Origin of the sequence: Streptomyces sp. NBC_01390 (assembly GCF_045040105.1) — a bacterium.
Lineage (GTDB): Bacteria > Actinomycetota > Actinomycetes > Streptomycetales > Streptomycetaceae > Streptomyces.
The window spans coordinates 8,845,616-8,862,803 of sequence record NZ_CP109551.1; the positions used below are offsets into that span (position 1 = coordinate 8,845,616).

14 protein-coding genes and 3 pseudogenes are annotated in these 17,188 nt (G+C 66.9%); 6 read left to right on the forward strand and 11 right to left on the reverse strand.

Annotated features, from left to right (window positions below; translation table 11 throughout):
• Positions 1-28: 28 nt before the first annotated feature.
• Complete coding sequence (locus OG241_RS39740; protein WP_405822571.1) at positions 29-1,405, forward strand: hypothetical protein; 1,377 nt, start codon at positions 29-31, stop codon at positions 1,403-1,405.
• 297 nt (positions 1,406-1,702) lie between these two features.
• Here the strand turns inward: OG241_RS39740 and OG241_RS39745 are convergent, their stop codons facing one another.
• The 4 genes from OG241_RS39745 to OG241_RS39760 all read right to left on the reverse strand — a co-directional run bounded on the left by OG241_RS39745 (position 1,703) and on the right by OG241_RS39760 (position 4,674).
• Positions 1,703-2,488: a S1 family peptidase gene (locus OG241_RS39745; protein WP_405822572.1), complete on the reverse strand. Its 786-nt coding sequence runs from the start codon at positions 2,486-2,488 to the stop codon at positions 1,703-1,705.
• Positions 2,489-2,706: 218 nt separating this feature from the next.
• A complete protein-coding gene (locus OG241_RS39750; protein ID WP_405822574.1) occupies positions 2,707-3,204 on the reverse strand; it encodes an N-acetyltransferase in 498 nt (165 codons plus the stop codon).
• 391 nt (positions 3,205-3,595) lie between these two features.
• Complete coding sequence (locus OG241_RS39755) at positions 3,596-3,856, reverse strand: DUF397 domain-containing protein (protein WP_405822576.1); 261 nt, start codon at positions 3,854-3,856, stop codon at positions 3,596-3,598.
• Positions 3,853-4,674 (reverse strand): helix-turn-helix domain-containing protein, encoded by an 822-nt coding sequence (locus OG241_RS39760; protein WP_405822578.1) that lies wholly within the window; start codon positions 4,672-4,674, stop codon positions 3,853-3,855. Before OG241_RS39760 ends, OG241_RS39755 begins: the two co-directional genes overlap by 4 nt.
• A 112-nt stretch (positions 4,675-4,786) precedes the next feature.
• Between OG241_RS39760 and OG241_RS39765 the strand changes: the two genes are divergently transcribed.
• Positions 4,787-5,194, forward strand: a complete 408-nt coding sequence (locus OG241_RS39765; RefSeq protein ID WP_405822580.1) for an ATP-binding protein — start codon at positions 4,787-4,789, stop codon at positions 5,192-5,194.
• Here the strand turns inward: OG241_RS39765 and OG241_RS39770 are convergent, their stop codons facing one another.
• The 6 genes and pseudogenes from OG241_RS39770 to OG241_RS39795 form a co-directional block, all read right to left on the reverse strand.
• Positions 5,195-7,453 carry a tetratricopeptide repeat protein gene (locus OG241_RS39770; protein WP_405822582.1) on the reverse strand — a complete coding sequence of 753 codons (2,259 nt, stop codon included), beginning with the start codon at positions 7,451-7,453 and terminating at the stop codon, positions 5,195-5,197. It lies immediately after the preceding gene.
• Between the two features lie 269 nt (positions 7,454-7,722).
• Positions 7,723-7,845: pseudogene (locus OG241_RS39775) on the reverse strand (IS5/IS1182 family transposase); the annotation flags it as partial.
• 107 nt (positions 7,846-7,952) lie between these two features.
• On the reverse strand, positions 7,953-9,734 hold the full coding sequence (locus OG241_RS39780) for a reverse transcriptase domain-containing protein (protein WP_405822584.1): 1,782 nt from the start codon (positions 9,732-9,734) through the stop codon (positions 7,953-7,955).
• Between the two features lie 536 nt (positions 9,735-10,270).
• Positions 10,271-10,955: pseudogene (locus tag OG241_RS39785) on the reverse strand (IS5 family transposase); the annotation flags it as partial.
• 239 nt (positions 10,956-11,194) lie between these two features.
• Positions 11,195-12,079 (reverse strand): hypothetical protein, encoded by an 885-nt coding sequence (locus OG241_RS39790; RefSeq protein WP_405822586.1) that lies wholly within the window; start codon positions 12,077-12,079, stop codon positions 11,195-11,197.
• Between the two features lie 100 nt (positions 12,080-12,179).
• Positions 12,180-12,482, reverse strand: a pseudogene (locus OG241_RS39795) (transposase); the annotation flags it as partial.
• Positions 12,483-12,552: 70 nt separating this feature from the next.
• Between OG241_RS39795 and OG241_RS39800 the strand changes: the two are divergent.
• Both OG241_RS39800 and OG241_RS39805 read left to right on the forward strand, forming a co-directional pair.
• Positions 12,553-14,037 (forward strand): ATP-binding protein, encoded by a 1,485-nt coding sequence (locus tag OG241_RS39800; RefSeq protein WP_405822588.1) that lies wholly within the window; start codon positions 12,553-12,555, stop codon positions 14,035-14,037.
• Positions 14,030-14,257 (forward strand): YdeI/OmpD-associated family protein, encoded by a 228-nt coding sequence (locus OG241_RS39805; protein ID WP_405822590.1) that lies wholly within the window; start codon positions 14,030-14,032, stop codon positions 14,255-14,257. The genes OG241_RS39800 and OG241_RS39805 overlap by 8 nt, the downstream gene beginning before the upstream one ends.
• A 98-nt stretch (positions 14,258-14,355) precedes the next feature.
• Here OG241_RS39805 and OG241_RS39810 read toward each other — a convergent pair whose 3' ends face one another.
• On the reverse strand, positions 14,356-14,973 hold the full coding sequence (locus OG241_RS39810) for a YceI family protein (protein ID WP_405822592.1): 618 nt from the start codon (positions 14,971-14,973) through the stop codon (positions 14,356-14,358).
• A gap of 311 nt (positions 14,974-15,284) precedes the next feature.
• Here OG241_RS39810 and OG241_RS39815 point away from each other — a divergent pair, with 311 nt between their 5' ends.
• Both OG241_RS39815 and OG241_RS39820 read left to right on the forward strand, forming a co-directional pair.
• The gene (locus tag OG241_RS39815) at positions 15,285-16,892 is read left to right on the forward strand and encodes an acyl-CoA carboxylase subunit beta (protein WP_405822594.1); all 1,608 of its coding nucleotides are present in this window, start codon (positions 15,285-15,287) and stop codon (positions 16,890-16,892) included.
• Between the two features lie 70 nt (positions 16,893-16,962).
• Positions 16,963-17,151, forward strand: coding sequence for an acyl-CoA carboxylase subunit epsilon (locus tag OG241_RS39820; protein ID WP_405822595.1), 189 nt, complete (start codon positions 16,963-16,965; stop codon positions 17,149-17,151).
• Positions 17,152-17,188 lie beyond the last annotated feature (37 nt).

The window sequence follows — 17,188 nt, forward strand, 5'->3', positions numbered from 1 at the left end:
CTTCCCTCCGTCGGGTAGCTTCGAAGGTATGAAGGCCGTAGTGGTCCGCCCGCTCGTACGCCTGCTGCTGGTGCCGTTTGTCGTGACACTCGCGGTACTCGCCCTGCTCACGGCCGCCCCCGGCGCGCAAGCGGCCACTGACCTCTCCAAGGTCGCCGAGGCGCTGCGGGCGGGCCCGGTGTACGTGGACCCGGCCGCCTCCGACCTGCTGTCCGCGTCCGACGCCGATGCGCTCGCCGCGAAGATCAAGGACGCGGACAAACCCGTGTTCGTGGCCGTCCTCCCGGCCGGTTACCCGACCCAGAATTTCTGGACGAACCTCCGCACGGAGACAGGCGTCACCGGCCTGTACGTCGTTCGCCTCGGCGACCGCCTCGACGCGCGGGCCGACGGCAGTGTGCTCAGCCGGTCGGCCGTCCACAACCTGGTGACGGCGGTCGGGACCGCAGGCGACACGAAGGCCCAGCTCAACGACTTCGTCGACGCGGCCCTGCGCGGCAACGTCGGCGGTTCGGCGCCCGCCACCTGGAGCGGCTCGGGCGGTGGCGGTGGCGGTGGGGTGAACGCGGGGGCGCTGATCACCACCGGCGGGGTACTGGCGGCCGGCGGCGCCGGCGCGTACGCACTGGTCCGACGCAACCGGCGGCGGCGCGAGGAGGAGCGGCGGGCCGCACTTGCCAAGCTGGCGGTCGTCGTCGACGAGGACATCACCGCGTTCGGCGAGGAACTGGACCGGCTCGACTTCCACCCCGCCGAAGCGGGCGCCGACGACACGATGCGCGCGGACTACGAGCGGGCGCTGGACGCGTACGAGAAGGCGAAGTCGCTGATGGCGGCCACCCGGCGGCCGGAAGAGGTGCGCGCGGTGACGCAGGCGCTGGAGGACGGCCGATTCTCGCTGGCGCAACTGGCCGCCCGCCGCGAAGGCCGCCCGCTGCCCGAACGCCGGGGCCCCTGCTTCTTCGACCCGCGCCACGGCCCCTCGGTCGCCGACGCGACCTGGACACCGGCGGGCGGCGCACCCCGCGAGGTCCCGGTCTGCGCCGCCGACGGCGCCCGCCTGGCCGACGGCCTGGACCCCGCGTTCCGCGAGGTGGAGACCGCCTCGGGCCCCCGCCCCTACTGGGACGCGGGCCCGGCGTACGGCCCCTGGGCGGGCGGCTACTTCGGCGGCGGCATCCTCCCCGGCCTCCTCGTCGGCACGATGCTCGGCAGCATGATGGCAACCCCGTCCTACGCGGCCGACTACGGCACCGGCTACGGAGACTTCGGCGGCTACGACGGCGGCGACATCTCCGGCGCGGACTTCGACCCCGGCGACTTCGGAGGCGGATTCGGGGGAGGGGACTTCGGGGGCGGCGGCGACTTCGGGGGTGGGGGAGGGGACTTCGGCGGGGGGTTCTGATCCAGCGACCTCGGGGGGAAAATCCAGCCCTTTGGGGTCCCCCCCTCTGGGGAAGCTGGAGGAGCGGGCTCCTGAGCAGCGCCGACCGGCAAATTTCAGCCCCTTGGGGGTCCCCCCTCCGGGGGAGTTTGAGGAGCGGGGGTTCGGGGGCAGCGCCCCGAGGATGGGACGGGTAGGGGCGGCGGGGGCGATTCACTCTGGCCACGCAAGCCCCCACGGACCCGGACACGAGCACGGGCCCGGCGCTGACAGCCGCCGGACCCGTGGACGTCGTACGAAAGATGATGCCGACGCGAGTCAGAGCGTCGACGCCGCCGAAGCGATGGCCGAGGCGAACGTCGAGACCTCGGAGTAGACACCAGGCGCGTTCCGCTGAGCGCACCCGTCACCCCAGCTGACGATTCCGACCTGGACGAACGCACCGGCGTTGTCCTTGCGGAACATCGGCCCACCGGAGTCACCCTGGCAGGTGTCGACACCGCCCGCCGCGAACCCGGCACAGATCTCGTCGCCGGCGACAAGGCCGGTGTACAGACCGCCGTACGCCTTACACGTGGCGTCGCTGATGAACGGCACCGTGGCCTTGAGCATGTACCGCTGCTGAGCGCCGTTCTCCACGGCCGCACCCCAGCCCGCGACGGTGAAGTCACCGGTGTTGTACTGCGTGGTGGTGGCGATCTTCAGCGTCGGCAGGTTGATCGGCGTGGCGAGCTTGATGAGCGCCCAGTCCTTGCCGTTGCCGTTGTAGCCGGGGGCCTGGTAGACCCGGGTGGACCTGACCTGGACCCGCCCGGTGGTGGACTGGAGGTCCACGACACCGGCGGTGGCCGTGATGCTCGTGTTGGCGCCGGAGCCGTTCACACAGTGCGCGGCGGTGAGCACGATCTGCTGGGTGTAGAGCGCGCCGCCACAGCCCATGGAGAGCCGGACCATGAAGGGGAACTCGCCCTGCGCGGCACGGGTTCCGCCGACGACGGGAGCCGGAGCGGCCTGCGCGGAGGAGAGGGGCTGAAGGCTGGTGATCGCGAGCGCGGCGGCGCCGGCGGCAGCGGCTCTCTTGAGCGCGGTGATGAGCTTCTTCAACGTGATGCCTTCCGTGGGGGGTTGGACATACGCAGAAATGTCAGGGTCATGCCAAGCAAACAGAAAGAACTCGTGCTTTTGCTGGCATGAGCTGGTCAAAATCTGTTGAAGGATTATGGGAACGCTGCGAGCGCACCCACAAGGGGCGAAAACCGGCCGCCCCTATCGGGCCAGCCGGTTCGCCCGGCCTGACGTGACCTGACCTGACCGGGCCGGGATCACGCGGACGCGTCAGGCAGCCGCAGCCACTCCGCCCAGGACAGATCCCGCCCGATGAACCGAGGCTTGACGAAGGGCCAGTCCTCGGCGATCCACCGAGGTACGAGAGCGTCGAGGTCCTGCTCGACCGCGCCGCCCGCCGCACTGTCCACGACCCACCAGGAGACCTCGGCGTCGGCGCCGGCCTTCTCGGGCGGATCGATGTACACGCACCCGAGTTCGACGGTCTCGTCGTCGTTGAGCAGCACGTAGTTGAACGACTCGTGGGCGTCGGCCTCGGCGGCGTGGCGCTCCAGGTCGGCGAGATTGGCCTCGTACGTGATGGTCGCGGCCGGCCATCCCCAGGCCTCCCCGAAGATGCTCCACAGCCGCTCGCGCGAGCCCATGACGGTCGGGTAGTCGAGGGCGGCGTCGGTTCCGCGAATCGGCCGCAGGTGGTACCCGCCGGGTACGTCGACGTGCAGCGGGTGGGCGAAGTCGCGGGGGAGCCAGGTCATGGACGGAGGCTAACCCGCGATCGGGGACCTCGCACCGGGTTATCCCGGCGCCACGGGCCACCGACGGCCGTACCGCTCCCCGGCGGCGTGCCACCAGGAGGGCGGCGAGCACCCGTCACGGGGCGAGGTCGTCTGCGCGGCCTGCGCGGGATGAAGCCCGAGCCTGCGCAGCGCGTCCGCGGTCACGTACACGGTGAACCATCCGTGCCAGCGCCCATCAACTCCCGGCCCGCAAGCGAGGTCGAACCGCACCTCGTCCGGCCCGAACGGCATCCAGTCGATGCCACGCTCTCGCAGTCAAGCACGCACGGCGGCAAGGGGGTTGGGCCGCCCGGGAGCGTTCTCGTACGAGGTGACGATGACCCACTCGGTGTCGTCCATGCGCTCTACTCTAGGCCCGATTCAGGAACGCGGCCCAGGTGCCGGGGGCGACGGTGAGGACGGGGCCGGAGGGGTTCTTGGAATCCCGGATGTGGATGACGGAGGTGTGCGCGGCGACTTCGAGGCAGTCGCCGCCCTCGCTGCCGCTGTAGCTGGACTTGCGCCAGTTGTAGGCGACTTCGAGGCAGTTGCCGCCTTCGTTGCTGCTGTGGCTGGACTTGAACCACGCCAGGTCGTCCGTGGGGAGGTGCTGTCGTGATGCGGTGTTCATGACTCTCCAAGCAGTCCGTCCAGGAGACACGCGCTCTCCTCGGGAGAGAGGGCCTGAGACCGCAGCATTCCATATTTCAGCTGATACGCACTTACTTCGTCAGGGTCATCGACCAGGAAGCTGGCGCGCTGCACTTCCAGGTAGACCACGTGGTCGTGGTCCGGTGTTTCCAGCAGCAGCATGGGACCCGCGAGTCCGGCGTGCGGCACGCGTCCCATGGGCATGATCTGAAGCCCCATACGGTCAAGGGCGCTGTACTCGCGCAGCACGCGGATCTGCTCTCGCATGACGTCCGCCCCACCCAGGGCTGTGCGCAGGATTCCCTCCTCCAGGATGAAGTGGCCGAACGGCGAATGCCTGCGCTGCCAGATCTGCTGTCGCTCCATACGCGACGTCACCCACTGTTCCGCCGTCTCGTCCTCGAATCGAGGGAAGCGGGAGTCGAAGGAGGCCCGACAGTAGTCCTTGGTCTGCAGGAGCCCCGGCACCACCTGAGTCTCGTAAGAGAGGATGCTCACGGCCTCCTGCTCAATCTCGACGAGCCCCTCCGCGAACTGCGGCATCCGCTCGCGCACCGGAACCTTGGCCACCATCGCGGCCAACACCCCGCCGGTGTCGAGCAGTTCATCGAACTGCACCGCTCGGTCGGGCTGGAGCGCAAGGCGGCCTTGCTCAATGGACCTCACGGTGTCGACGTGAAGGCTCGCGGCCTCCGCGAACTGCTCCTGGGTCAGACGGGCCCTCTTCCGGAACTGCGCGACCCCCGCACCGATCGCCTGCCACGAACTGCCCTTCCTGGGCCTCTTCACCGATTGCATGAGTGTCCCTTTCCCCCGTGTCCACCCGGACTCCTCGTAGTGGAGTCGTAGTAATCGGAACTACGACCTCACACACTGCCCCACAATAGTCACTCGCTGTGACAGTGGCCTCATGAACGCACAACCCCAACTCCTCCACACCCGCGAGGTGTTCTACCGCCGCGACCGCAGGTCGGTACGCCTGGCCCGGGACTTCACCCGCGAGGCCCTCTCCGGCTGGGGCACACCCGAGCGCACCGACGACGTGCTGCTCTGCGTGAGCGAACTGGCGACGAACGCCCTCCTGCACGGCGTACCGCCGGGCCGGGGCTTCCTGCTCCAACTGGCGCTGGCCACGGACGGCGTACTGCGCGTCGCGGTCCATGACAGCGGCCCGGGCGAGATCCGTATGTCGAATCTCAATCCAGCGGCCGAGGAAGGGCGGGGGCTGCTCATCGTGGCGGGGCTGGCGGACAGGTGGGGGGTGGGGGAGAGGTACCCCGGTAAGTCGGTGTGGTGCGAGTTCAGGATGTGCGAGTGACTACGCCTGAGCCTGTCGGCGTGCCTCGTCAGCCATGTCGCCGGCCCCGGCCCGCTCGTATGCTTCGGCGGCCGCGGCCCAGGCGGCCGAAGCTTCTGTGCTGCGGAGTTGGGAGGCGTAGGTCAAGGCAATGCATTGGAGGGTATCTCCGACTCCACTCCACCTGCCGCCCGCCTCGTAGAGGCAACGCGCGTGCAGGGCGGCTTCACGAGCGTCCTCGATGCGACCCACTGTGAGAAGCGTGGTCCCCAGGCCAAGCTGTGACCAGGCCTCGGCGTGGCTGTCGCCCAAGAACGCAAACCAGTCGCTGGCGCGGGTGTGCGCGACGACGGAGCCGTCAAGGCGTCCCATGATCCGCAGGAGTTCGCCCAACTTGTTCAACCCCCAGGCTCTTTCATCCCATTCGGCCAACTCGGCGTTGAGCCCCAAGGCATGGGTATAGGCGACGAACGCCTCCTCAAAGCGGCCGAACTGACGGAGAGCGTGCCCGAGGTCGTGGTGGATGCAGGCCTCGCCGCTCTTGTCCCCGGCCTCGATCCAGTACTCGCGAGACTGGGTCAGATATTCATAGGCCTCGCGATGTCGTCCCAGTCGGCCGAGGAGGTCGCCGAGATCGCGCCGTACGAGGGCCGCACCGAGCCGGTCACCCACATCATCGGATGTCTGCAGACTGCGGGTATAGGTTCCGATGGCCTCCTCAAACCGTTCGAGGGCGCTCTGTTCGCGTGCCATGTCTTTCAGGGCCCTGGCCTGGCCTTTGCGGTCGCCGAGCCTGTCGAAGAGACGCTCCGCGCGATGGTTGGCTTTCAAGGCTTCGTCGAATCGCCCCAGGTTGCCCAAGGTGATGCCCAGGCCGCTCCACGCCATTGCTTCGCTCGCAAGGTCATCGAGTCGGCGCGCGGCGGTGATTGCGCCGTGGGACATGATCACCAAGTGATCGAACGCCCGGCACCAGCGCAGATAGGTACGCAGAACAGAGGCCAGACGCACGGCACGTGTGGCCTCGACGTCGTCACTGGACTCCGTCCAGAGCGAGGCGACCAGCATCCCGCTCCGCTCGGAATCGCACCAGGACAGCGCCTGCGTGCGACCACGAGGGAACATGTCGGGCACACCGTCCGGTTCCTCGCCATTGAGGTGAGCCGCGGCTGACAGAGCCGCCTGTGCGTAGAAGGCGAGCAGTCGGCGCCGGGCGGCCGTTGCCTCCTCATGGAGCTGGGGATCCTCGGTGACCACGGCTCGTGTGTAGAGGCGCAGCAGATCGTGCATTCGCCAGCGCACGTCGACCGAGGCAAACGGGACGAAGGGGGTGATGAGCGATGTGGCGGTCAGGTCGTCGAGAATCGGCTCCAGCTCCGACGCACGCAAGTTGGCCAGATTGGCCGCGACCCCGAGCCCGATGTCCTCTCCCGGTACCTGTCCCAGCAGCCGGAAAACACGGGCCTGCTCGGGTTCGAGCCGTGCGTACATCACATCGAACACCGGCCGCAGGTCCAGTTCCCTGTCGTACTGGTCCACCCCCGGTGTGCGCAGTCTGTGCACCCGGTCGGTCGCTTTCCGCAACTCGGCGGCGAGCGTGGCGGCGGAGCGCGTCCTGCGACGCCGGAGCATGGCCGAGACGATCAGCAGGGCAAGCGGCAAGTGTCCGCACAGTTCGGCGAGTTCACGTATGGCGTCGGGCTCGGCCGCAACGTGACGATCCGCCGGGGCGGCTTGCCGCAATGCCCGCTCGATGAGCGAGCACGCTGCTTCGGGGGTCAGCACATCGACGGCGAACTGCCGGGCAGGTAGCGAGTCCAGGGCATCCCGGGACGTGACCACCAACCGATGTCCAGCACGCCCTGGCAGCAGGCGAGCGACCTGTGCCGGGTCGGAGGCGTTGTCCAGCACGATCAACACCGGCTTGCGGCGGGAGAGCTCGGAGCGGTAGAGCGCGTACCGCTCGTCAGAGGTGGGTGGCAGATCGGAGTCCCGCACCCCGAGCGCCCGCAGTAGCGAGAGCACTGCGTGATCGGCCGTCGTCGGGAGGTTGTCGTATCCGTGCAGGTTGACGAAGAGCGCACCGCCCGCGAACCATCCCCGCTCCCATGCCACATGCGCGATGTGCAACGCGAGCGCCGTCTTGCCGACCCCACCGAGCCCGGTGACGACGGAGACGACGACCGACCCGTCGCCTTGACCGACGGCAGGATCGAGAGCGCTCAGTAACTCGCGGACCTCCGCATCCCGCCCTGTGAACCCCGCGGGAGCTGCCGGCAACGTGGATGTCGCCGTAGGAGCGGGGGCGTCGTGAGAGCACTCCGCCCTACTGGTGAAGGAGCCATTGAACGTACTACCTCGAAAGTCGAACCGATCCCCGCCGCCGCTCACACCCGTCCGTTCGTACGCCCGTCCCCGTGCCGTCCGTAGGCACATTCTGGCCCGGCTTGCCGAGGATCGTTCAGGCAGCCCGCCGCCGTGCCCCATCACGCGCCCAGACAGTCAAGGGAAACGTACTTCCGGGAAGCGTATTTCCCTAACTGATCGTTTCAGAATGAGGTTCGGAGGCGGCGGAGGCATATGAGGCTGCAGGCCAGTTCGAGCAGGCCCTGATGGAGATCGGCGCGTCGCTCGTAGCGGGTGCGGAGCCGTTTGAACTGGTGCAGCCAGGCGGTTGGGTCGGCCGCGCGGCGAGGTGCCTGCCGTGGCAGGCCCTTTTCCGCACGGCCTCCCGCCGAACCGGACATGACGGTTTCCTGGTCATCCGGCTCTCCAGTGACTACGACGTGAAGGGCTTGGCCGCCTGCGCCCCGTGGATCCGATCGTGACAGGCATCGCAAGCCACGACCGTTTTACGGCGTCGATCGAGCATGACGCGCGTCCAGTCGGACGGCGGCCATCCGGCATGGGCGAGATCTGCAAGGGCGCGAATGTGATGCACCTGCACATCACCGTTGTGCCCGCAGATCTCGCATGTGTCCGCCAGGAGCCGGGTGACCAGCTCTTTGTGCGGATAGTCCACCCACGTCGGCCGCCGGTCGACCACCTTCGCCGCCCGCTGCCGATAGAGGGGTATTCCACCGAACCGCGCCACCAGCGGTTTCCTGTTCTCCCGCTCGATATGGGCCTCGAAGCAGACTCGAGGGCCATGATCCGTGTCGATTCTGGTTTTGTGCTTGGCAGCCATCTTCGACACGGATGAACGGTGCTTGGACGCAAGGGTCTTGAGCATGGATGTCTCCATAACCCATCGCAGTCGGTGCAGCCGGGAAACATCCCCGGCGAGCAGGTAGTACTGGACAATGCCCCGATAGACGGCCCCGAACGTGGCAACAATCGCGTGATCGCTGCTGTTGATGAGGGCATCTCGCTTTGCGGGTTTGCCGCGGGCAAGATAGGGGGCACTTTTGGACTTGATCGCGTCCAGAGGGACACGAAGAGCGATCTGACCGTTGACGCGTCGGTAACGGCCGGTCTTCTTCGTGTCGTTGTGCTGGGTCGCGATCTCGTAACCGAGGAACCTGGCCGCTTGGGTGCGACCGTGAGTGATCAGCGTTTTCTCCTGGGAAAGCTCCAGCTTGAGTTCTTCGCGCAGGAACATCGCCAGGCGTTGCTTGATCTGCTCAGCCTCGGCCTTCGGTCCGGTGAATCCGAGGAGGTGATCGTCTGCATAGCGGATGTAGCGCAGCCTCCGGTATCCCAGATCTTGTGGATCCGAGCTCGGCAGGCTGACCATCTGCTGCCGCAGCGTCCGGGCCTGAACCCGGTCACCGCGTCGGCGAGCCTTCGCCAGCAGATTTTGCAGCTCCAAATACGCCGGATTTCGGGCCCGACGCACCCCTCTGGTGTACTCCGGAATCAGTACTGTCTCTACGAACTCGTCCAACTTGTGCAGATAGATGTTGGACAGGATCGGGGAGGCCACCCCGCCTTGCGGCGCTCCGGAGAGCGTGGCGCCCCACTTCCAGTCCTCCAGGTATCCGGCTGTCAGCATGTTCCGCACCAGCCGCAGAAACCGCTGGTCATGGACCTTCTCGCCGAGAATCGCCAACAGGACCTGATGGTCCAGGCTGCCGAAGCAGTCAGCGATATCACCCTCGATGAACCAGGCTGTCCCGGTCCAGGTGTGAGCCACCTCCCGCAGCGCGGTATGGCACCCACGACGAGGCCGAAACCCATGAGACCGGCCGGAGAGCATCGGCTCGTAATACGCCTCCAGTAAGAGACGGACGACTTCGCCGACAAGCTTGTCCGACCACGTCGGCAGCCCCAGAGGACGCGTCTTCCCGTTCTTCTTGGGAATATGAACGCGCCGGACCGGACGGAAGCGGTAACGCTCGTGGCGCATCGCTTCAATAGTACGGTCAATTTTCCTCTGCGACATGCCGTCAGCGGTTTCCGTTGTGACCCCGGGCGTCATCGCGCCGTGGTTGGCGTAGATTCGCCCGTAGGCCAGCAGATACAACTGCGGGTTGAACAGTTGTCGATACAGTTCCTCGCACGGCAGGCCACGCCTGCCGCGTTCACGCAGGACACCCAGCACCGTTTCGGCACTCTGCATTTCGCATACCTCCCGAGTCTGAAGGTGTCCGAATCACCTGGCCCCCTTCGCCCTGCGGACGGCTTTCCCATCCTCCCTGGCCGGGCGTTGCTCCGGCGACTACTACGAGGCCTCCGTCGCCATAGGACTCGCGTCCCGTAGGCGATCCCACGTTCGTCTCTGTTTGTACGTTCTAGCGCGACGTAGGCGACCCACTCATCTCCTTGAATGTCCTCGCTGGACATCGCCCGCGCTCCGGAGGTGCACCGACCGCACAATAGAAGCCAGTGCAGAGCACGGCGTCGGTTTCAGCTGTCTTTCCGACGGATGGGAACTTGCATCTTCTGGAGATTGGGCTTCAAACAATTCAGTCTTCGCCATATCGCGCGGGCCACCCAGCACACCGCCCCTGACAACTGGGCCCGGTCACTGTTTTTCTGACATGCTTTTGTCCCCTTCGCCTTTCGGTTCCAGGTAAGTCATCGGGCCCAGAAACCTCCTTCCGAGTTCCTCCCGGCTGAGCCGGGGATACAAACAGAGCGCCTCGTGGCGCACAAGGCTCGTTCGACGACCCAGCGCACCTTGCCCAGTCCGGAACCGTGGGCGACGCCGCGTCGCGCGATCAACGGTTTGATGCCCCGCTTCCACAGCAGGCGGCGGTACTTGTCGAAGTCGTAGCCCCGGTCGGCATACAGGCGCCGGGGCTTGCGGCGAGGACGCCCCCGCAGACCCCGGATCGACGGGACGGCGTCGAGTAGCGGCAGGAGCTGGGTGACGTCGTGGCGGTTGCCGCCGGTGAGGGTGACGGCGAGCGGGGTTCCGTGACGGTCGACGATCAGGTGGTGCTTGGAGCCAGGGCGGGCGCGGTCGACGGGTGAGGGGCCGGCGTGATCCCCCCCCTTTGAGTGCCCGGACGTGCGACCCGTCCACGGAGCAGTCCTCCAGGTCCAGCAGGTCGGCGCGCCGAAGTTCGGTCAGCAGGGCGGCGTGCAGGCGGGCCCAGACGCCAGCCTCGGTCCAGTCCCGCAGCCGACGCCAAGCCGTCACACCGGAGCAGCCCACGGTCTCGGCCGGGACGTCGCGCCAGGCAACGCCGGTCCGCAGGACGTACATGATGCCAGCGAGAGCCGCCCGGTCCGGAACGCGGAGCCGCCCGGGATGCCGGCGGCGTCGGTCGGAAGGGGCCAGCAGCAGCGGGGCCACCCGCTCCCACAGGTCGTCAGGAACAAGATCAGCACGCACTCCGGACACCCTGCCGACCAAGATCGGCGAGTACAAGCCCCGCAGCTCAACTCATTCTGGAACGATCAGTAAGACCTCGTGCAGGTCCTCGTCGCCGGGCACCGGGCAGGTGGTGGCCATCCCTGTCGCAACCAACAAAAAAATACCTGCCATCCGTCGATAGACCGTGAATAGTCGTTCCGATTCGCGCACCTGTGGGGGCGGTGGGGTGGAACCAGCGCCGCCCCGCTCGCCGCAGGTCACATTTGAACCACAAAGAACGGCAGACTGACTTCCAGACGACCGTCGGCATAGGAATGCCCGAAGGCAAGCGACCCAGACTGGTCGGTGAAAACGTTCGCCAGGAAACTCACGTTGAATACCTGGCCTGCCGACAGCGTGACGGTCGGCGCAATATCGGAGGCGAAGAACGAGCCGAATCCGTTACCACTGGCGCCCGTTTGCGAAGTGTGGTTCCAAAGCGGCACCGATCGGTCCCCATCGGGTCCCAAAACGGCTCCCGAAACCGGGTCCTGTACTACTACGCGGCACGACCCAGAGGTGTTCGCCGAAAACAGAGTCGCGTCGATGAACCACCTCCAGCTGTCGCTCATGGGCGGCCGAATATTGGCCACGCCGTCCACGGTGGCCTTAAGCGCCACACCCACCCCCGCAGTCGCCCAGCTCGCACCGCTACCGAAGTACCCCTCGATGACGGAGGAGAACGTCCCAGCAGCCTTGTCCCCGACAGCTTCACCAGCCTTGTGCTCTATGTCGATCACCCAGTCATAGGGTGGAACAAAAATATTGAGCCCCTTCTTGACTCCCTTGAGGGCGTCTCTCATCAGAGAGTCATAGGCATGGGTGGCCGCGGCTTCCACATAATCGCTCTGGATGCGCGCTTTCCTCCGCAGCCTCCCGATCTCCTGGGAGGCATCCACGGCGTCGGCATCCTTTTCCAGGAACTGAACCAGGGGAGCATTCGCCTGACGCTCGGCCGCAAAAATCCGCTCATTCGTGTCGGCTTCAACCAACCAGGGCTCCTCGACAAGGCGAGCAAGCTGCTCCTCTGCAGCCTTGGTAGACGCTTCACCGACATCGGGACGCTGTACGTTCGCATCTGCTTTCGGAATCATTTGGCTCATACTCAAAGCCTCCCGCTGCAAAGTAGGCGACGCAACTCGCAGGACGGTTTTTCGGCTGGCCCTCGCGCCTACTGAGCTTGAACTCGTGATGTCGTGTCCTAGTCAGGCCGGTCTCGGCTAGGCAGCCGTCATATGAGGTCGCTGCGGTACTGGTGCCGGAGGCCGCGTCGGATGCGCTGGAGGAGGTGTTCGGGGGTGCTGAAGGCGACGTCGGAGAGCCAGCCGCGCCGCAGGGGTGACCAGATCCCTTCGACGGGGTTGAGGTCGGGTGCGTAGGGCGGCAGACAGTAGATGGTCAGCCAGTCCCGTGAGGCGGCGAACTCCCGGAGGCCGGCGGCATTGTGGACGTTCAGGTGTCCCAGATGAACACGATCGGGCCGCCGAGCTGCTGGTGGGCGGCGATCGGCGAGTGCAAGACCCGCAGCTCAACTCATTCTGAAATGATCAGTAAGTGATCCTGCCGGAGGCCAACCATGCCCCGCCCGACCCCCGAACTGTCCAAACCCACAGACATGTTCGACCGCGACCGGGAGTGGAGCGAGCTCACGGCCTTCGCGTCCGACACCGGTCCGGAGGCCACCCTGGCTGTCGTCTCCGGACGTCGTCGCCAGGGCAAGTCCTTCCTCCTCGACTCGCTCGCTCGCGCCGCAGGCGGCTTCTACTTCTGCGCGTACGAAGCGACCGAGGCGGAGTCGCTGCGCCGGTTCGGTGAAGAGCTGGGGCAGTACACCGACAGCGTCGCGCCGATGCGCTTCGACAGGTGGGAGCAGGCGATCGACGGCCTGCTTGCCCTCGGCAGGGAACGACCCATCCCTGTCGTCATCGACGAGTTTCCGTACCTGGCCCGGGCCACCCCCGCCCTCCCCTCTATCATCCAAGTCGCCTACGGACCGCGCCGACCGGAGCGACTGAACTCCCGTACACGCCTCCTTCTCTGCGGCAGTTCACTCTCGTTCATGGGAAAGCTGCTCAGCGGCACATCACCCCTGCGTGGCCGGGCCGGGCTCGAACTCGTCGTCCAGCCGCTCGACTTCAGACAGGCAGCCGCCTTCTGGGGTATCGGCGACCACCGCCTCGCGCTCCTCGTGCACAGCGTCGTCGGCGGAACTCCCGCCTACCGAAGGGAGTTCGTACGCGACGACGTCCCCGTGGACCTGGCCGACTTCGACGACTGGGTCTGCCGTACGGCGCTGTCACCGCGTTCCCCGCTCTATCGCGAGGCCCGCTACCTCCTCGCCGATGAATCGGATCTGCGGGACCGGGCCCTCTATCACTCCGTGCTCGCCGCGCTGGCCTCCGGGAACGCCACGGCAGGGCGGATCGCAGGCTGCCTGGAGCGGCCCATCAGCGACATCACGCATCCCCTGACCGTCCTCCAAGACTGCGGACTTGTGCGGAGGGAGACGGACGCGTTCCGGGGGAACCGCAGTGTCTACCGGGTGGGCGAGCCGCTCATCGCCTTCGACCACGCTGTCTCCCGGCCGAAACTCGCCCTGCTGGACCGCGGGATGGCCGAGCACGTCTGGGAAACGGCCCGCCCTCGTTTCCTCTCCGCAGTCGTCGGCCCGCACTTCGAACAGGTCTGCCGTGAGTGGGTGGCCCACTTCGCCGCGCCGGACACCTTCGGCGGCATGCCGATCGACGTCTCGTACGGGACGGTCCCCGACCGGACGGCGCGTACCAGCCACGAGATCGACGTGGTCGTACGCGGCGCGGTGGGCCAGGACAACGGCGTACTGCTCTCCCTGGGCGAGGCCAAGTGGGACCAGACGATGGGAATGGGGCACCTTGAGCGCCTGCGGCAGGCCCAACGGCTGCTGGCGGAGCGCGGGGTCGACACGTCCGCCGTACGGCTCGCCTGTTACAGCGGGGCCGGGTTCACCGACGAGCTGCGGGCGGTGGAGAAGCGGGGAGAGGTGGTCCTGGTAGACCTGGGACGGCTGTACACGGGTGAGTGAGCCGGAGCGCGACCCTCGTGCCAGGGCGGCCTTCGAGGTGCTCGGCAGGACGGATCGGTACCAGGTCGTACTGCCTCTGCTCAAGGCCGGTACGCCCGACAGCCGGGCCGCTCGCCTCGCGGCAGCCGTCGCCGGGCTGATGGGCGGAGCGACAGGTTCGGGAGATTCGAGAGGATCGGGAGACACGACCGCCCGCCAGGTCGGGGACTCACTGTCCTGACCGGGCGGGCGGTTCGTTTCCGCTCCGTACGTTCCGTATGTTTCGCGGATGCCGACGGCGAAGCCGATGACGCGGCACCGGGAGCGGTTCGCGTCGCGTCACGCGTTCTTGATGGCCGAGATGTCGAAGTTCAGCTTGATCTTGTCGGACACCAGCACCCCGCCGGTCTCCAGCGCCGCGTTCCACGTCAGGCCCCAGTCCGAGCGCAGGATCTCCGCCTTGCCCTCGAAGCCCACGCGCTCGTTGCCGAACGGGTCCTTCGCCGCGCCGTTGAACTCCATGTCGATGGAGATCGGCCTGGTGGTGCCGAGGATCTCCAGGTCGCCGGTGATGCGGTAGTCGTCGCCGCCCAGGGACTCCGCCTTGGTGGAGCGGAACGTCATCGTCGGGAACTCGTCCGTCCGGAAGAAGTCCGCACTCTTCAGGTGGCCGTCACGGTCGGCCGAGCCCGTGTCGATGCTGTCCATCTTGATGTCGAGGGACGCCGTCGACTTGGCCGGGTCGCTGCCGTCGAGGTGCAGGGTGCCCTCGAACTCCTGGAAGCTGCCCTTCACGTTCGTCACCATGGCGTGCCGGGCGACGAAGCCGATCGTGGTGTGGGACGGGTCGATCGTGTACTCGCCGGTCAACGCGGCGAGCCCGGGGACCTCCGTGGTCGCCACGGACGAGGCGGCGGCGTCGCTGTCAGCGGTGTTCTTGCGGCTGAAGATGCTCATGGCGTGACTCCCTGGAGACGGTTTGTTGAACGTTGAACTGTCCAACGGGGGCAACCATAGTTCTATTCCGTTCAATGTTCAACCTTGTCGGATGGGTACTCGTGAAGTTACTCCTTGTGTCGTAGTCGTGCCCGGCGTGACAGGGGTCTCGCCGGGCGGGCTTTGTACGACCCCTACAACCCGCATGCCCTCTGAGCAGTCGGGTCGGCTGCATGCCGGCATGGTTCTGTTCAGGGGTACCAGGAAAACTCGCCGGAGACTGTACGGAGTCGACGGGCAGGTTTTCTCGCTCGGCTTCGTATGGTCGCTACATGACCGTTTTGGATGAGGCGCAGGGTGAGTTCGCGGGCGAGCCGGCGGGGGAGCCGACGGACGCACGCGGGCGCGTGGCCGAGCTGCACGAGATCCGTGCGCAGGCCCTGGCCGGCCCCAGCGAGAAGGCCACCGAGGCACAGCACGCCAAGGGCAAGCTGACCGCCCGGGAGCGCATCGACCTGCTCCTCGACCCGGACTCCTTCAACGAGGTCGAGCAGTTGCGTCGGCATCGGGCGACGGGGTTCGGGCTGGAGGCGAAGCGGCCGTTCACGGACGGTGTGATCACCGGCTGGGGCACGGTGGAGGGTCGTACGGTCTTCGTGTACGCCCATGACTTCCGGATCTTCGGGGGTGCGCTGGGCGAGGCCCACGCCACGAAGATCCACAAGATCATGGACATGGCGATTGCGGCCGGGGCTCCGCTGGTGTCGCTCAACGACGGCGCCGGTGCCCGTATCCAGGAGGGTGTCTCCGCTCTCGCCGGGTACGGGGGCATCTTCCAGCGCAACACGAAGGCGTCCGGGGTCATCCCGCAGATCAGCGTGATGCTCGGCCCGTGTGCCGGCGGCGCGGCCTACTCGCCGGCTCTCACCGACTTCGTGTTCATGGTCCGTGAGACCTCGCAGATGTTCATCACGGGCCCTGACGTCGTCAAGGCGGTCACGGGTGAGGAGATCACCCAGAACGGCCTCGGTGGCGCCGACGTGCACGCCGAGACCAGTGGCGTGGCGCACTTCGCGTACGACGACGAGGAGACCTGCATCGCCGAGGTCCGCTACCTCCTCGCGATGCTCCCGCAGAACAACCGCGAGAACCCGCCGCGCGCCCACTCCGAGGACCCCGCCGACAGGCGGAGCGACGTTCTGCTCGACCTCGTCCCGGCCGACGGCAACCGGCCGTACGACATGACCAAGGTCATCGAGGAGATCGTCGACGACGGCGACTACCTCGAGATTCACGAGCGTTGGGCCCGCAACATCATCTGCGCGCTCGGTCGGCTGGACGGCCAGGTCGTGGGCATCGTCGCCAACCAACCGCAGAGCCTCGCAGGCGTCCTGGACATCGAGGCGTCCGAAAAAGCTGCGCGCTTTGTCCAGATGTGTGACGCTTTTAACATCCCGATCGTCACGCTGCTGGACGTCCCCGGCTTCCTGCCGGGCGTCGACCAGGAGCACGGCGGAATCATCCGGCACGGCGCGAAGCTGCTCTACGCCTACTGCAACGCGACCGTTCCGAGGATCTCGCTGATCCTGCGCAAGGCGTACGGAGGCGCGTACATCGTCATGGACAGCCAGTCCATCGGTGCCGACCTCACCTACGCCTGGCCGACGAACGAGATCGCCGTGATGGGCGCGGAGGGTGCCGCCAACGTCATCTTCCGCCGTCAGATCGCGGATGCCGAAGACTCCGAGGCGATGAGGGCTCGGATGGTCAAGGAGTACAAGTCCGAGCTGATGCACCCCTACTACGCCGCTGAGCGCGGTCTGGTCGACGACGTCATCGACCCGGCCGAGACCCGCTCGGTGCTCATCAGGTCCCTCGCGATGCTGCACACCAAGCACGCCGACCTGCCCTCGCGAAAGCACGGCAACCCCCCTCAGTGATCCCGCTCGGTAACCCAGCGGATCCTTCGCGGTCCATCCGCGGAAACCTCTCTCACGGAGACTGTGACCTATGAACACCTCTGACATTCGCGTCGAGAAGGGCCATGCCGAGCCCGAGGAGGTCGCCGCCATCACGGCGATCCTGCTGGCCCGTGCGGCAGCCGCACCGGTGGCCCCTGTCGCCCACCGACGCCCGAAGGCTGGCTGGCGCCGCCTGGAGCGCGAGGGTGGCTTCCGCGCGCCGCACAGCTGGCACTGAGCCTGAGTTGTGAGAGGGCCCCCTTCCGCGGTGCGGG

Excerpts from the sequence above, each read along its gene's own strand:
- OG241_RS39740 (WP_405822571.1), top strand. The coding sequence starts at position 29 with ATGAAGGCCGTAGTGGTCCGCCCGCTCGTACGCCTGCTGCTGGTGCCG.
- OG241_RS39750 (WP_405822574.1), bottom strand. The coding sequence starts at position 3,204 with ATGACCTGGCTCCCCCGCGACTTCGCCCACCCGCTGCACGTCGACGTA.
- OG241_RS39755 (WP_405822576.1), bottom strand. The coding sequence starts at position 3,856 with ATGAACACCGCATCACGACAGCACCTCCCCACGGACGACCTGGCGTGG.
- OG241_RS39760 (WP_405822578.1), bottom strand. The coding sequence starts at position 4,674 with ATGCAATCGGTGAAGAGGCCCAGGAAGGGCAGTTCGTGGCAGGCGATC.
- OG241_RS39765 (WP_405822580.1), top strand. The coding sequence starts at position 4,787 with ATGAACGCACAACCCCAACTCCTCCACACCCGCGAGGTGTTCTACCGC.
- OG241_RS39780 (WP_405822584.1), bottom strand. The coding sequence starts at position 9,734 with ATGCAGAGTGCCGAAACGGTGCTGGGTGTCCTGCGTGAACGCGGCAGG.
- OG241_RS39790 (WP_405822586.1), bottom strand. The coding sequence starts at position 12,079 with ATGAGCCAAATGATTCCGAAAGCAGATGCGAACGTACAGCGTCCCGAT.
- OG241_RS39800 (WP_405822588.1), top strand. The coding sequence starts at position 12,553 with ATGCCCCGCCCGACCCCCGAACTGTCCAAACCCACAGACATGTTCGAC.
- OG241_RS39810 (WP_405822592.1), bottom strand. The coding sequence starts at position 14,973 with ATGAGCATCTTCAGCCGCAAGAACACCGCTGACAGCGACGCCGCCGCC.
- OG241_RS39815 (WP_405822594.1), top strand. The coding sequence starts at position 15,285 with ATGACCGTTTTGGATGAGGCGCAGGGTGAGTTCGCGGGCGAGCCGGCG.
- OG241_RS39820 (WP_405822595.1), top strand. The coding sequence starts at position 16,963 with ATGAACACCTCTGACATTCGCGTCGAGAAGGGCCATGCCGAGCCCGAG.